Source organism: Limnohabitans sp. DM1 (assembly GCF_001269385.1).
Classification (GTDB): domain Bacteria; phylum Pseudomonadota; class Gammaproteobacteria; order Burkholderiales; family Burkholderiaceae_C; genus Limnohabitans_A.
Genome location: NZ_CXOO01000044.1, coordinates 21995 through 34266, shown reverse-complemented (window position 1 = coordinate 34266; position 12272 = coordinate 21995). Strand labels below are relative to the sequence as shown.

17 protein-coding genes are annotated in these 12272 nt (G+C 59.4%); 7 read left to right on the top strand and 10 right to left on the bottom strand.

What is annotated here, in order from left to right; genetic code table 11:
- Positions 1–28 precede the first annotated feature (28 nt).
- The 4 genes from AMM33_RS16630 to AMM33_RS16615 are packed head-to-tail and all read right to left on the bottom strand — an operon-like array spanning position 29 to position 2531.
- On the bottom strand, positions 29–298 hold the full coding sequence (locus AMM33_RS16630) for an HPr family phosphocarrier protein (protein WP_090142400.1): 270 nt from the start codon (positions 296–298) through the stop codon (positions 29–31).
- Positions 267–710 carry a PTS sugar transporter subunit IIA gene (locus tag AMM33_RS16625; RefSeq protein WP_090142399.1) on the bottom strand — a complete coding sequence of 148 codons (444 nt, stop codon included), beginning with the start codon at positions 708–710 and terminating at the stop codon, positions 267–269. The genes AMM33_RS16630 and AMM33_RS16625 overlap by 32 nt, the downstream gene beginning before the upstream one ends.
- Before the next feature lie 13 nt (positions 711–723).
- On the bottom strand, positions 724–1986 hold the full coding sequence (locus AMM33_RS16620; protein ID WP_090142398.1) for an MFS transporter: 1263 nt from the start codon (positions 1984–1986) through the stop codon (positions 724–726).
- On the bottom strand, positions 1983–2531 hold the full coding sequence (locus tag AMM33_RS16615) for a hypothetical protein (RefSeq protein WP_090142397.1): 549 nt from the start codon (positions 2529–2531) through the stop codon (positions 1983–1985). Before AMM33_RS16615 ends, AMM33_RS16620 begins: the two co-directional genes overlap by 4 nt.
- A gap of 53 nt (positions 2532–2584) precedes the next feature.
- Between AMM33_RS16615 and AMM33_RS16610 the strand changes: the two genes are divergently transcribed.
- Both AMM33_RS16610 and AMM33_RS16605 read left to right on the top strand, forming a co-directional pair.
- Positions 2585–3829 (top strand): CaiB/BaiF CoA transferase family protein, encoded by a 1245-nt coding sequence (locus AMM33_RS16610; protein ID WP_090142396.1) that lies wholly within the window; start codon positions 2585–2587, stop codon positions 3827–3829.
- Positions 3829–4557 (top strand): alpha/beta fold hydrolase, encoded by a 729-nt coding sequence (locus AMM33_RS16605; protein ID WP_090142395.1) that lies wholly within the window; start codon positions 3829–3831, stop codon positions 4555–4557. Before AMM33_RS16610 ends, AMM33_RS16605 begins: the two co-directional genes overlap by 1 nt.
- A gap of 33 nt (positions 4558–4590) precedes the next feature.
- Here AMM33_RS16605 and AMM33_RS16600 read toward each other — a convergent pair whose 3' ends face one another.
- Positions 4591–5253: a DUF4197 domain-containing protein gene (locus AMM33_RS16600; RefSeq protein WP_090142394.1), complete on the bottom strand. Its 663-nt coding sequence runs from the start codon at positions 5251–5253 to the stop codon at positions 4591–4593.
- A 24-nt stretch (positions 5254–5277) separates the two neighbouring features.
- On the opposite strand from AMM33_RS16600, the gene AMM33_RS16595 reads away from it, so the two are divergent.
- Complete coding sequence (locus AMM33_RS16595; protein ID WP_090142393.1) at positions 5278–5805, top strand: peroxiredoxin family protein; 528 nt, start codon at positions 5278–5280, stop codon at positions 5803–5805.
- Positions 5806–5868: 63 nt separating this feature from the next.
- Here AMM33_RS16595 and AMM33_RS16590 read toward each other — a convergent pair whose 3' ends face one another.
- Positions 5869–6321, bottom strand: coding sequence for a c-type cytochrome (locus AMM33_RS16590; protein WP_090142392.1), 453 nt, complete (start codon positions 6319–6321; stop codon positions 5869–5871).
- Between the two features lie 92 nt (positions 6322–6413).
- Between AMM33_RS16590 and AMM33_RS16585 the strand changes: the two genes are divergently transcribed.
- From AMM33_RS16585 to AMM33_RS16570, 4 genes are all read left to right on the top strand, one after another.
- A complete protein-coding gene (locus AMM33_RS16585) occupies positions 6414–7076 on the top strand; it encodes a cytochrome b/b6 domain-containing protein (RefSeq protein ID WP_228768197.1) in 663 nt (220 codons plus the stop codon).
- A gap of 83 nt (positions 7077–7159) precedes the next feature.
- Positions 7160–7618, top strand: coding sequence for a GNAT family N-acetyltransferase (locus tag AMM33_RS16580; RefSeq protein WP_090142391.1), 459 nt, complete (start codon positions 7160–7162; stop codon positions 7616–7618).
- A 136-nt stretch (positions 7619–7754) separates the two neighbouring features.
- The gene (locus AMM33_RS16575) at positions 7755–9044 is read left to right on the top strand and encodes an IS4 family transposase (RefSeq protein WP_090142390.1); all 1290 of its coding nucleotides are present in this window, start codon (positions 7755–7757) and stop codon (positions 9042–9044) included.
- Between the two features lie 39 nt (positions 9045–9083).
- Complete coding sequence (locus AMM33_RS16570) at positions 9084–10622, top strand: transposase (protein ID WP_090142389.1); 1539 nt, start codon at positions 9084–9086, stop codon at positions 10620–10622.
- Between the two features lie 132 nt (positions 10623–10754).
- Here the strand turns inward: AMM33_RS16570 and AMM33_RS16565 are convergent, their stop codons facing one another.
- The 4 genes from AMM33_RS16565 to rplP all read right to left on the bottom strand — a co-directional run bounded on the left by AMM33_RS16565 (position 10755) and on the right by rplP (position 12272).
- Positions 10755–11261 (bottom strand): peroxiredoxin, encoded by a 507-nt coding sequence (locus tag AMM33_RS16565; RefSeq protein WP_090142388.1) that lies wholly within the window; start codon positions 11259–11261, stop codon positions 10755–10757.
- A 103-nt stretch (positions 11262–11364) separates the two neighbouring features.
- Positions 11365–11634 carry a 30S ribosomal protein S17 gene (gene rpsQ, locus AMM33_RS16560; RefSeq protein ID WP_090044304.1) on the bottom strand — a complete coding sequence of 90 codons (270 nt, stop codon included), beginning with the start codon at positions 11632–11634 and terminating at the stop codon, positions 11365–11367.
- Positions 11635–11643: 9 nt separating this feature from the next.
- A complete protein-coding gene (gene rpmC / locus AMM33_RS16555; protein WP_053172813.1) occupies positions 11644–11838 on the bottom strand; it encodes a 50S ribosomal protein L29 in 195 nt (64 codons plus the stop codon).
- A 17-nt stretch (positions 11839–11855) separates the two neighbouring features.
- On the bottom strand, positions 11856–12272 hold the full coding sequence (rplP, locus tag AMM33_RS16550) for a 50S ribosomal protein L16 (protein WP_053172815.1): 417 nt from the start codon (positions 12270–12272) through the stop codon (positions 11856–11858).

Sequence of the window (12272 nt, the reverse complement as noted above, 5' to 3'; positions counted from 1 at the left end):
ATGGGTCGTCTTTTAGCGAGTAACACCTTCACTCGCCTTCACCAAACTTGTCGGCAATCAATGCCAGCAGCGCATCAAGTGCCTCGTGCTCACGCTCGCCTGCGGTTTCGAGTACAACCTCGCTGCCGATACCGGCAGCCAGCATCATCACCCCCATGATGCTTTTGGCATTAATGCGGCGTTCACCCTTGCTCAGCCAGACCTCACAGGGGAAACTGCCCGCCAGCTTGGTCAGCTTGGCCGAGGCCCGGGCATGCAACCCCAGTTTATTGCTGATGGTCGTGGTGGCTTGGGGCATGTCTCTTTCCTGTTTGGTTTTGGGGGGCCGTGCTGCCCACGGGCATCACGCCTTGTGTACCGCCAGCGTGCGCGCGGTTGGCCAAGGCCTCTAAGCTTTCATGGCGGTAGCAAACACTGCGCAACAACATGGGTAAATTGGCACCCGCCACCAGCCGCGTGTGCTGGTCGTCGTTGAGTTGCTGAGCCACGTTGCAAGGTGTCGCGCCAAAGACGTCGCTGAGCAGCAAGACTTCGGGCGTATCCAAAGCAGCAATGGCTTCACGCGCCCTGGTCAGACTGGTTTCTGGCGAGTCGTTGGGCAGCACGTCGATCGCCAGAACCCCGGCAGCGCAATCCGGAAACACGTGCAAAGCACAGTCGCGCAAAGCGCTGGCCAATGGGGCGTGAGCAATGATGAGGATGCCGATCATGAGGTTGGCATTATCAGGGCTGAACTGGCTTTTTCAGCATGAAGTAAAGCCAGGAGAGTACGGAACAAACGCCAAAACTGGCCAGTGCAGCTTGGTAAGCAGCCGGCTTGGTCAGCCCCATGCCAAGACCGGCATCGACCAGCAAGCCGATACCCCACTGCACCACAAAAATGCCTGCAAACACCACCAGGTTGTAGGCCGAAAGAGCGCGTCCGGCCAGATGTGAGGGAAAAGCCATGCCCACGGCAGGTTGAGCCAAAGCCACAAAGGTGCTGGTCACGCAGAACAAGGCCACTCCTATTGCGGCGCCAGAACCAACTGCCGGCCCCATCCAGACCAATGCGCCGATCATCAAAAAACTCAAGGGCACGCCCCAGGCAATCAGGCGCTCGACCGGGATGCCCCGGCGGGCCAAGCCCGGCGTGATCAAACCCCACAACCAAAAACTCACGAGCATGGCCAGATTGATGAGAAACAAGCCTTGGGCCGCTTCGCCCGCTGTCCAGCCCGCCACTTGGGTCATCCACGGACCTGCCCACAGGGTCTGAATGGCCACCATGCCGCCGTAGGTGAAAAAGCCGATGGGCGTCATCCGCCAAAAATAAGCGCTGCGCCAGATTTCGCGGTAACTGCCATTGTCGTCGGGCGGCGTCTGCGCGGCAGCTGCCGTCTGCGTGCCTGTTTTCCACACCGGCACCAACAGGGCGATCAAGAGCATGGCGATGGCGATCATCACGCCCAGCATCACAAACAGGGCACGCCAGCCCCAGATGGGCATGAGCCACTGCACCGGCAAGGTGGCCGCCAGCATGCCCAAAGAGCCGGTCATCAGCATCCAGGAGTTGGTGCGCAGTTGGGTGCTGGCATCAAACCAGCGCCGGTAGCCCGTCAGCGGTGCCATGAGGCAGGCGCTCACGCCCATGCCGCACAGCACGCGTGCGGCCAGCAGGCCATGAAAACTGTCGGCCCAGGAAAAGGCCAGGCAACCGAGCACCGCAAAACTCAAAAAAGCCAGGATTACTTTTTTCGGGCCGTGCTGATCCAGCCAGCGCCCCAAGGGCAGCTGAGTCAGCGAAAAGCCCAGGAAGTATCCCCCTGCCAGCAGCCCGAGGTCTTGCGCGCTCAGGCTGAATTCGGTGGTCAAGGTGGGCGACAAGGTGGCGGTAATCGCCCGCACCAAAGCCGAGAAAAAGTAGGCCAGCGCGAAGGCCAAAAACACCACCACCGCCATGCGGCGCGGCAAGTGGTCAGGATGCGCCAAAGTGTTGTCGCTCATGGCTGGATGCTTTCAAACAAAGTGTTGGCCAATTCCGCCGGGATTTTGCGGTCGTAGACCACGGCATGGACCAGCCTCACCCGCTCACCTTCGGCCACCGCCCCCCACACGGCGTCCATGTTCACCGGCTCGCCATTGGCCCGCTGGCCCTGGGCTTGCACCCGCACAGACGTCGCCAAGGGCAACTGGCCCGGCCGCTGCCAAGCCTGCTGCTGCCCGGCGGCCAAGGGCTGGGTCACGCGGGCATTGTCCAGGGTGGCTTTTTGCCAGGCGACCATCACCACGCTGGTATCAGCGCCGGCAGGCAAGGGCGCACTCATCACCGCCACCATGGCCGTGCCGCTTTCGCAGCCCACCACTTGCAAATCCACAGGCACGCCGCCCAAAGGCACGCTGCGGGCGGTTCGGTCGGGTTTGCAGGGCAGTTGAACTTTGAGCGCACTGCCCTCAAAAGCCACGTCGCGCCAGTTCTGGGCGGGGCTGCAAGCGCTCAAAGTCAGGGCCCCGAAGAGGCTGGCCACAAGGGCCGAGGAATAGATTCGCATGGGGTGATTATCCTGATCAGCGGCCGCATTGGGTTTTGGCGACAATGTGCCCCATGAACTCACTCGACGGCATCCGCGTTCTCGACCTCTCCCGCGTTCTGGCGGGCCCCTGGTGTACCCAGACCTTGGCCGATCTGGGGGCTGATGTCATCAAGATCGAACGCCCCGGCACGGGCGACGACACCCGCACCTGGGGGCCACCCTTCTTGAAGGACGCGCAAGGCCAGGACACCGCCGAGGCCGCCTACTATTTGGGCGCCAACCGCAACAAGCGATCGGTGACCTGCGACATCGCCCAGCCCGAGGGCCAAGCGCTGATCCGCGAACTGGTTCTGCACTGCGATGTGTTTGTGGAGAACTTCAAGGTCGGCGACATGGCCCGTTATGGCTTGGACTACGCCAGCCTGAGTGCCTTGAACCCCAAGTTGGTCTATTGCAGCGTGACCGGCTTTGGCCAAACCGGCCCTTACCGTGAGCGGGCGGGCTACGACTATGCGGTGCAAGGCATCGGCGGCCTGATGAGTGTGACCGGTGAACGCGATGACTTGGGCGGCGGCCCGCAAAAAGTGGGCGTCGCCGTGGCCGACCTGTTCACCGGCATGTACGCCACGGTGGCGATTTTGGCGGCCCTTCGCCACGCCGAGCGCACGGGCGAGGGCCAGATGGTTGACATGGCCTTGCTCGACACGCAAGTCGCCATGCTCGCCAATTTGGGCTCCAATTACCTGGTCAGCGGCAAAACGCCGGGCCGCGCAGGCAACGCACACCAAAACATCGTGCCCTACCAAGTGTTCGAGGTCATGGCCCCACCGGGCGCTGCGCCTGGCAGCCGCGACCACTTGATCTTGGCGGTGGGCAACGATGGGCAATTTGCCAAGTTCTGCGCCGTGGCCAACTGCCCCGAGCTGGCGCAGGACCCGCGCTACGCCCAAAACACCCAACGCGTGCGTCACCGCGACACCCTGGTGCCCCTGCTGGAGGGCATCCTGAAAACCCGCACCAAGGCCGACTGGCTGGCGGCCCTTGAAGCGGCCAAGGTGCCCTGCGGAGCCATCAACACCCTGAGCGAGGTCTTTGTGGACCCGCAAATCCAGGCCCGTGGCATGGTGCAAGATTGGCAACACCCGATCAAGCCCGATCTGAAACTGGTGGCCAGCCCGATCAAGATGAGCCGCACCCCCGTGCGCCAGGACTTGCCGCCGCCCATGCTGGGCCAACACACCGCCGAAGTCTTGGCCGAAGTGCTGGGCTGGAACGCCGAAAAACTCGGACCCCTGCGCGGTAAAGGGGTGATCTGATGGCCAACTTTTTACTGGTGCATGGCGCGTGGCACGGGGCTTGGTGTTGGCAGCGTGTGGTGCCGGGCCTGATGGGTGCTGGGCACCGCGTCCATGCCGTCACCCTAACTGGAGTCGGTGAGCGCGCTCACTTGCTCAGCCCAGGCATCCATCTGGAAACCCACATCACGGACGTGATGGCCGCCATGGACGCCGAAGAGATGGACGACGTGGTGCTGGTGGTGCACTCCTATGCCGGCATGCTGGGCACGGCTGTGGCCGACCGCAGGCCCGAGCGCCTGCGCCACTTGGTCTATCTGGACGCGGTGCTGCCCAAACCCGGCGAAAGCTGGAGCAGCACCCACGCCAGCGCCACCCGCAATGCCCGCATCGCTGCGGCGCAAGCCGATCCCCTGCATGCTTTCCCTGCGCCAGACCCGTCGGTTTTTGGCTTGAGTGATGCCGACCACGCCTGGGTGCAAAGACGCCAAACCCCACACCCGGGCGGCCCCTACTCCCAAGTGCTCGACTTTGACCCCCAACGCGTGGCCAGCGTGCCGCGCACCTTCATCAACTGCACCACCCCGCCCTTGGGCACCATCGATGTCAGCCGCCTGCGCATGGTGGACCCCAAATTCTGGGACGGCGCTTGGCTGCCGGGCTCACAAGTGCTGGAGATGCACACCGGTCATGACCCCATGGTCAGTGACCCGGATGGCTTGGTCCAGCGCTTGTTGTCCTTGCTTTAAAGCCTTTTTCGTTTGACGCCTGAGTGGGCACACTCAGCGCAATGCGCCAAACACCTTGCTGAGCAAGGCACTGCCCGCCTGAGCCGGGTTTTGGCGGATCTTTTTTTCCTCTTCGCCAATCATGTAATACAGCCCATCCAGGGTTTTACCGGTGACGTGGTTTTCCAACAATGCTTTGTCTTTGGGCACCAGACCCATGCTGGACAACTTGCCCGCCACCGCATTGAATTGCTCCACCACGCCCAATTGGCCCAACACCTGTGTGACCTGGGGCAAGAATTGCGCACTCAAGGGCGCACGCGTCTTGTCCACAAAGAATTGGGTGACCGCTGTGTCGCCCCCCTTCAAAATGCCCTTGGCGTCTTGCACCGACATGGTCTGTATCGACTGCATCAAGGCCTTTTGGGCCAAGGGCACAGCCTGTTCGGCGGCGCGGTTCATTTGCAAGGTCAAAGCATCGAGTTGCTGGCCCATGCCCAGCGTCTTGAGCATTCTCGCGCCCTTGTTCAAGGCATCCGGCAAGCCAATTCGCACTTTGTCATTGCCCATGAAGCCATCTTGAACCCCGAGCAAACCAATCGCCGCACTGGCGCCTTTTTCCAAGGCCAGCTTCATGCCTTGTGAGGCATCCCCGGCGCTCAAGTCCGCCAAACTGAAGGCATGCGCGGGCACAATGGCCAAAATGCCCGAGGACATGGCGAACGTATTAAACTTTCTGCGATGAAGAACCACCTGAATACTCCCTGGAATCTGCAGCCTGTGGGCCGTCGTGTGTTGAATGGGGCTTGCACGCTCGGCTTGCTGCTGGCCCTGTGGGGGTGTGCGGGTGAGCGTGCGCCCGAATCTTCCTTCGTTTTGCTCGACGGCAGCACCGTGAGCACGCAGCAATTGCAAGGAAAAGTATCTTTGGTCAATTTCTGGGCCACCAGCTGCACCTCGTGTGTGGCCGAAATGCCCGAGCTGATCGCCACCCACAACAAGTTCAAGGACCGGGGCTATGAAACCGTGGCCGTGGCCATGAGCTACGACCCGCCCAGCTACGTGGTCAACTTTGCGCAATCACGTCAGTTGCCCTTCAAAGTGGCCATTGACAACACCGGGGTTGTTGCGCGCGCTTGGGGCGATGTCAAACTCACGCCTACCACCTTTTTGGTGAACAAGCAAGGGCAAATCGTCAAACGCTTTGTGGGTACGCCTGACTTTGTCGAACTGCACCAGTTGATCGACAAGCTGCTGGCCGAATCCTGATTCGCATGTCCGTCACACCAGCAACCGGGCCGCGCTGACCCGGTTGTGCTGTCGATGCAGCTTTTAGTCCTTGCGGAAATTGTCGTGGCACGCCTTGCACGAGGCGGCTGCCGGACCAAATGCCACCTTCAGGGCATCAATGTTGCCCGCTTTGGCTGCGGTATTCAGCTTCACGATTTCGGCTTGCATTTTGTCAGCCGCTTCTTTGTACTTGGCAGCTTCTTTCCAGACCTCTGGCTTGGCACGGGTGTCACCTTTGTCGGTGCCTTCCCCAAACGCCGCCCAAGGCAACTTGGACAGGGTGACCACCACATCGGCGTTGTCAGCTGCCGCCTTGGCATCGTAGGGCGTGCGGCCATTGGCCATGGCACCGAGTCGGCCGAAATGCGCCGCCATCACCGTGAAACTGGCCTTGCGGTATTTGATGGCATCTTCGGGTTTGGCAAATTGCGCCTGGGCGGGCAGGCCCATCGCCACCAGCAACAAAGCACCAGCGCAGCGCGTTGTGTATTTCATGTTTGACTCCCATCATGGTCTAAGGGTTGAAAAGATTTATCCTTGAACCAGTCTCGCATAATTTTCCCTTTTTCGCATCCATGAAAGTGCCCATGTTCACAGTTCGCATTTGGGATCTGCCCACCCGCTTGTTCCATTGGGCATTGGCCGCTTGTGTGATTGGCTTGGTCATCACGGGCAATGTGGGGGGTAACGCCATGGTGTGGCATTTCCGCTTGGGCTATGCTGTACTCACTTTGGTGCTTTTCAGGCTAGCTTGGGGGTTTGCGGGTGGTCATTGGTCTCGCTGGTCCAGTTTGCCCTTGCACCCACGACATGCTTTGGCCTACTTGCAAACACCTTCTGCCGAACGGACCGAAGCCGGGCACAACCCCCTTGGCTCCTGGTCCATTCTCGCCATGCTGTTTTTTCTGTTGTTTCAGGTGTCAACCGGTTTGATCAGTGACGACGAAATCGCCAACGCCGGACCTTTGACGGCACTGGTCTCCGGCAGCTGGGTGTCATGGGCTTCGGCCTGGCACAAGAATTGGGGCAAGCTGATCATCATTTTGTTGGTGGTCTTGCACTTGCTGGCTTTGCTTTGGCACCGTTTCAGGAAACATCCGCCCTTGGTGCCCGCCATGATCCACGGTGACAAAAGCTTGCCTGAGCCGGTTCCTACCTCGCAGGATCAACTGCGCCACCGCCTTGGGGCCTTGCTGCTCTTGGGTCTGTCGGCATTGGCCGTTTATGGATTGCTGTCCCTTGCGGGCTGATCATGCCCTTACACTGCCCGCCTGAGGAGGTTCCCCCCTTGAATCCATCGTCTGAAACACCCGTCATTGCGCTGCGAAACCCCATGCATGCGACCGATTGGCTGGCCACGCGCACCATTTTCATGGAGTACGCGGCCAGCCTGAATGTGGATTTGTGTTTTCAGGGTTTTGAGCAGGAGCTCAATACCCTGCCTGGCGAGTACAGCGAACCCCGTGGTGCCTTGCTTTTGGCTTGGGTGGACGGTGAAGTGGCCGGGTGCTGCGCCTTGCGGCCATTCGATGCCAGCGACTATGCCAATGCCGCCGAGATGAAGCGCCTGTATGTGCGCCCTGCCTACCGGGGTCTGGGACTGGGCCGCTTGCTGACTGAAGGCATTCTGGATGCAGCCCGCGCTGCGGCCTATCACTGCGTCTTGCTCGACACCCTGGACGACATGGAGGCCGCTCGCGCCTTGTACGAGGATTTGGGTTTTGTCGAAATTCCACCCTACTACCATAACCCGCACGCTGGGGCACATTACCTCAAAGTGGACATTGCCTGACTGGTGTGTCGGCCAGCTTGACACCTTGACCAGCATGCGTAAAAAAAAAGGGACCTAAGGTCTAATGCCAGTCAGTTAAGAGCTGACCGGTTTTAATTTAAAAAGGGAACCCTGTTCAAACACGGTTCCCTTTTTCATGAGCTGGCTGCAAAACGATCTTTCCCAAACACTTCAACGCACCCCCCAGCGGCTGGATCAACTCAGCAGCCTTATCGACCCTCAGTGGATTACCCAAGTCCTGAGCGCCACAGGCAAAGCCTCCATACGACGACGCAAGCTGCCTGCCGAACACGTTATTTGGCTGGTCATCGGATTGGCTCTTTTTCGCAATCAGCCCATCTGGGACGTGGCCAGGCAGCTGCAATTGACGTTGCACAATCAACCCTTAAGCGTGCCCAGCGCTGCCGTTGCCGGGCGCCAACGTTTGGGCGAAGAGCCTTTGGCACATTTGTTTCGCCTGCTTTGTCAGGGGTGGACAGCCTGCGAGTGCGTCTGTCAGCGCGTGCTGGGCCTGTGCCTTCTGGCCGTTGATGGCGTTGTCTGGGCGACACCCGATTCCCCAGACAACCGCTTGGCCTTGGGCAGCAGCAGCAATCAACATGGCTCGGGTGGGTGGCCTCAAATTCGAGCAGTCTGCCTGATGGATACGTACAGTCATGAGTTGCTCGATGCACGCATGGGCGCCATGAGTCAGGGCGAGCTGACGCTGGCAGCAGTTTTACAAAACATCGATCAGTCCCTGACCGTGTTTGATCGGGCCTACTTCTCGGCAGCCTTTTTGCTCAACTGGCAGTCGCGGGGACAAGACAGGCACTGGCTGATGCGAGCCAAAGACAACTTGCGCCACGAAGTGATCGTCCAACACGATGAGCATGACAGTTTGGTCAGCATGCCAGTGTCGCCGACGGCCAGAAAGATCGATCCGAAATTGCCAAGCCATTGGCAAGCCCGTTTGATCGAGGTGCAGCTGGGTGGGCGCAAGCGCCGGTTCATCACATCGCTGACGGATGCGAGTCGCTATCCGGCCAAAGAACTGGCCAAGCTGTACATGCAGCGCTGGGAGATTGAGTTGGGATTTCGGGAGATCAAGCACTCATTGCAAAGTTCGCAATGGACGCTGCGCAGCAAACAGCCGCAGCTGGTGCGACAGGAGCTGTGGGGCGTGCTGATTGCATATACGTTGTTGCGCAGACTGATGCGCCAGATGGCTGCACACGTGAAGGTGGAGCCATTGCGTATGGGCTTTCACGTTGCGAGTATGGCCATCATTGATCTGTTGCGTTTTGCGCCCCTGGAGTCGGCTGGGACGTTGCCCAAACGGTTGCAGCTGTTGTTTGACCAGGCACATTTATTTGTTTTGCCGCCAAGGCGTAAACGTTCATCCTATTTCCGGCAGTTGACAGTGCGTAAACCGGCTAAAAGCTAGACTGGGAGCTAGTTTCAACGGATTTATCGAGGTCACCAAATGGGTGAAGCAAAAAGGCGTCAGCTGGCGGTTCAAGCGCAGGTCCCGGATGCGATGGCGGTGGACACCCCAGGGGGGCGAATTCACGTGCAGTGGGACCATGGTGCCAGCGCCACGCCCAATGCACAACTGGCGTTCTTCGCCGAGTTTTTGACCACCACGGGCGTGTACGACTCCTGGCTCGATAGCTGCCCATTAAGTTACACCAGCCCCAACGCCCCAAGTAAACGGGATGTGCTGGGTACATGGCTACTGGCGTTACTGGCAGGCCACAACCGCTACGCCCACATTACCGCTTTGCGAGGCGATGCCATGAGTGCGCAGATTCTGGGGATGAAGAAAATCATCAGTGAAGACGCGCTGCGCCGCTCGCTCTCGCGCATAAGCGCCCAGCAAAGCCAAGAGTGTCTTGGGCCCCAACTCATGGGCAGCGTGCAAGCTGCATTGAGCACCCCGTGGATACTGGACATCGACACCACCATCAAACCGCTGTATGGGAAACAAAGCGGCGCACAGGTCAGCTACAACCCCCATAAACCCGGGCGCCCCAGCCACGCGCTGCACACGTACTGGGTTGGCAGCCTGCGCTTGGTGCTGGACGTTGTGGTCTCACCCGGCAAGGAGCACAGCGCGGCCAAAGCGCGACCGGGTCTCATCGGCGTGCTGGACAAACTCACGCCCGAGCAGCGCCCTGCCCTGGTCCGAGGAGACTGCGGCTTTGGCAACGAGCCTTTCATCGCAGAGTTGGAGGATCGCGCCCAACCCTACCTGTTCAAGCTGCGCCAGACAGTAGGGGTTAAGAAGTTGTTGACACGCCAGTTCGCGCGTGACGACTGGAGTACGCCCGGCCCCAGCGACCAAGGTTGGAGCGCGGTCGAAGACACTCTCAAACTCTCGGGCTGGGACAAATCGCGTCGGGTCGTTGTCTTGCGTCGCGCCGTCAAAACGGATTTGGCACTGAGTCGCAAGGCCAAGAATGAGCCAGGCGAGCAGATCGAGTTGCTGATGCCAGACAAGGACGTGCAGGCTTGGGAGTACGCGGTGCTGGTGACCAACAGCGCCTACGCGCTGGACGCCTTTGGTCAACTCTACCGTGACCGTGCCGACTGCGAGAACGGGTTTGACGAGCTGAAGAATCAGTGGGGATGGGGGGGCTTCACGACCCAGGACATTGAGCGCTGCCAGAGCAGTGCGCGCGCTGTTGCATTGGTCTACAACTGGTGGAGCTGGTACTGCAGGGCGGCCAAGCCGGGCGCACGAATGGAGGCCATCACTAGCAGAGCGTTATTGCTGGCCGGTGTGGGCCGGGCTGTCAAACATGCCGGACAGACCATGCTGTATCTGACACCCATGCATGCGGCCAAGGGCAAGCTGCTGGCGTTGATCGGCAACATCCGAGCGGCGTTGGGTCATGTCAGGGCTGTTGCGGAGCAGTTGCCTCAGGCAGATCGCTGGAAGACGTTCCTGAACTATGTGGTGGCGAACATCACCTGGCCGCTACCGCCATGGCTCCCCGCAGAACGTCTCAAATCTGCGTGATAACTGCCGGATTTAGGTTCATACCCTCGGGTTGTAAAAACAAAGGCAGCCAAATACCCAGCAAAAATGCCAGTCAGCTCTTAACTGACTGGCATTAGACCTAAGGTCCCTTTTTTGTCTGGTTGACCCAGCTCAGCCCTTGGCTTGGGCCAGCAGCGTTCCCGCATCGCTGACTTCAAATTTGCCAGGACCTTCCACGTTCAAGGTGGCCACCTTGCCGTCTTTGACCAGCATGGAATAGCGATTGCTTCGCAAACCCATGCCACGCGATGTCAGGTCCAGCGTCAAGCCTGTGGCTTTGCTGAAATCGCCACTGCCGTCGCCCAACATGCGCACTTTGGCACCGGTTTTCTGGTCACGTGCCCAGGCACCCATCACGAAAGCGTCGTTCACGCTCACGCACCAGATTTCGTCCACGCCGGCTGCCTTCAAGGCATCGTAATTTTCCACATAGCCGGGTACGTGTTTGGCCGAGCAGGTGGGGGTGAAGGCGCCTGGCAAGGCAAACAGGGCGATGGTCTTGCCCGCTGTGGCTTTGGCCACGTCCACTGGGTTGGGGCCAATGCTGCAACCGTTGCCTTCCACTTCGACGTATTCCATCAATGTGGCTGCGGGCAATGTGTCTCCGACTTTGATCATGTTGTGCTCCTTGTTGTGGTTTGGCGATATTGCCAGGGTAAAAAAAAACGACCCACCATTGTGGGTCGTTTTCAGAAAGTTTGCAGCAGTTGGCCTGAAGGGCTTAAACGGCAGCAGCTTTCTGAACCAGGCGCGTAGCGACCCAGTTTTTGGTCTTCGAAATCGGACGGCTTTCCGTGATTTCGATGGTGTCGCCCAGGTGGTACTCACCTGTTTCGTCGTGCGCGTGGTACTTGCTCGACTTGGCCACGATCTTGCCGTAGAGGGCGTGTTTCACACGACGCTCGACCAGCACGGTCACGGTCTTGGCGCGCTTGTCGCTGACAACCTTGCCAATCAAGGTGCGCTTGAGGGATGTTTTAGCTTCCGTCATGGTCACTCCTTACTTGGCGGCTTGCTTTTGGGCAAGGATGGTTTTGGCTCGGGCGATGGCACGGCGAGTCTGGCTCAGCGTACCGGTGTTGCCAAGTTGTTGTGTGGCTTTTTGCATACGAAGGCCAAAGTGGGCTTTTTGCAGCGCTTTGATTTCGTCTTTCACACCAGCAACGTCTTTTTGGCGCAATTCAGCAGCGTTCATTTCTTGTTTCTCCTGAATTATTGGCCAATCATGCGCGCCACAAAAGTGGTACGCAGGGGCAACTTGGCAGCGGCCAATTTGAAGGCTTCACGGGCCAACTCTTCAGGCACGCCCACGATTTCGTAGAGCACCTTACCGGGCTGGATCTCGGCCACGTAGTATTCGGGGTTACCTTTACCGTTACCCATACGCACTTCAGCAGGCTTGGTGGAAATCGGCTTGTCAGGGAACACACGAATCCAGATGCGGCCGCCACGTTTGACGTGACGGGAAATCGCACGGCGTGCGGATTCGATCTGGCGGGCCGTCAAACGGCCACGGTCTGTGGACTTTAGGCCGAAGTCACCGAACGCCACCGTGTTGCCACGGGTAGCGACGCCGGTGTTGCGGCCTTTCTGTTCCTTGCGGAACTTTCTGCGAGCAGGTTGCAGCAT

What these genes read in the sequence shown, in the direction of transcription:
- AMM33_RS16630 (WP_090142400.1), bottom strand. Translation starts at nt 298, where the DNA reads ATGCCCCAAGCCACCACGACCATCAGCAATAAACTGGGGTTGCATGCC.
- AMM33_RS16625 (WP_090142399.1), bottom strand. Translation starts at nt 710, where the DNA reads ATGATCGGCATCCTCATCATTGCTCACGCCCCATTGGCCAGCGCTTTG.
- AMM33_RS16620 (WP_090142398.1), bottom strand. Translation starts at nt 1,986, where the DNA reads ATGAGCGACAACACTTTGGCGCATCCTGACCACTTGCCGCGCCGCATG.
- AMM33_RS16615 (WP_090142397.1), bottom strand. Translation starts at nt 2,531, where the DNA reads ATGCGAATCTATTCCTCGGCCCTTGTGGCCAGCCTCTTCGGGGCCCTG.
- AMM33_RS16610 (WP_090142396.1), top strand. Translation starts at nt 2,585, where the DNA reads ATGAACTCACTCGACGGCATCCGCGTTCTCGACCTCTCCCGCGTTCTG.
- AMM33_RS16605 (WP_090142395.1), top strand. Translation starts at nt 3,829, where the DNA reads ATGGCCAACTTTTTACTGGTGCATGGCGCGTGGCACGGGGCTTGGTGT.
- AMM33_RS16600 (WP_090142394.1), bottom strand. Translation starts at nt 5,253, where the DNA reads ATGTCCTCGGGCATTTTGGCCATTGTGCCCGCGCATGCCTTCAGTTTG.
- AMM33_RS16595 (WP_090142393.1), top strand. Translation starts at nt 5,278, where the DNA reads ATGAAGAACCACCTGAATACTCCCTGGAATCTGCAGCCTGTGGGCCGT.
- AMM33_RS16590 (WP_090142392.1), bottom strand. Translation starts at nt 6,321, where the DNA reads ATGAAATACACAACGCGCTGCGCTGGTGCTTTGTTGCTGGTGGCGATG.
- AMM33_RS16585 (WP_228768197.1), top strand. Translation starts at nt 6,414, where the DNA reads ATGTTCACAGTTCGCATTTGGGATCTGCCCACCCGCTTGTTCCATTGG.
- AMM33_RS16580 (WP_090142391.1), top strand. Translation starts at nt 7,160, where the DNA reads ATGCATGCGACCGATTGGCTGGCCACGCGCACCATTTTCATGGAGTAC.
- AMM33_RS16575 (WP_090142390.1), top strand. Translation starts at nt 7,755, where the DNA reads ATGAGCTGGCTGCAAAACGATCTTTCCCAAACACTTCAACGCACCCCC.
- AMM33_RS16570 (WP_090142389.1), top strand. Translation starts at nt 9,084, where the DNA reads ATGGGTGAAGCAAAAAGGCGTCAGCTGGCGGTTCAAGCGCAGGTCCCG.
- AMM33_RS16565 (WP_090142388.1), bottom strand. Translation starts at nt 11,261, where the DNA reads ATGATCAAAGTCGGAGACACATTGCCCGCAGCCACATTGATGGAATAC.
- rpsQ (WP_090044304.1), bottom strand. Translation starts at nt 11,634, where the DNA reads ATGACGGAAGCTAAAACATCCCTCAAGCGCACCTTGATTGGCAAGGTT.
- rpmC (WP_053172813.1), bottom strand. Translation starts at nt 11,838, where the DNA reads ATGAACGCTGCTGAATTGCGCCAAAAAGACGTTGCTGGTGTGAAAGAC.
- rplP (WP_053172815.1), bottom strand. Translation starts at nt 12,272, where the DNA reads ATGCTGCAACCTGCTCGCAGAAAGTTCCGCAAGGAACAGAAAGGCCGC.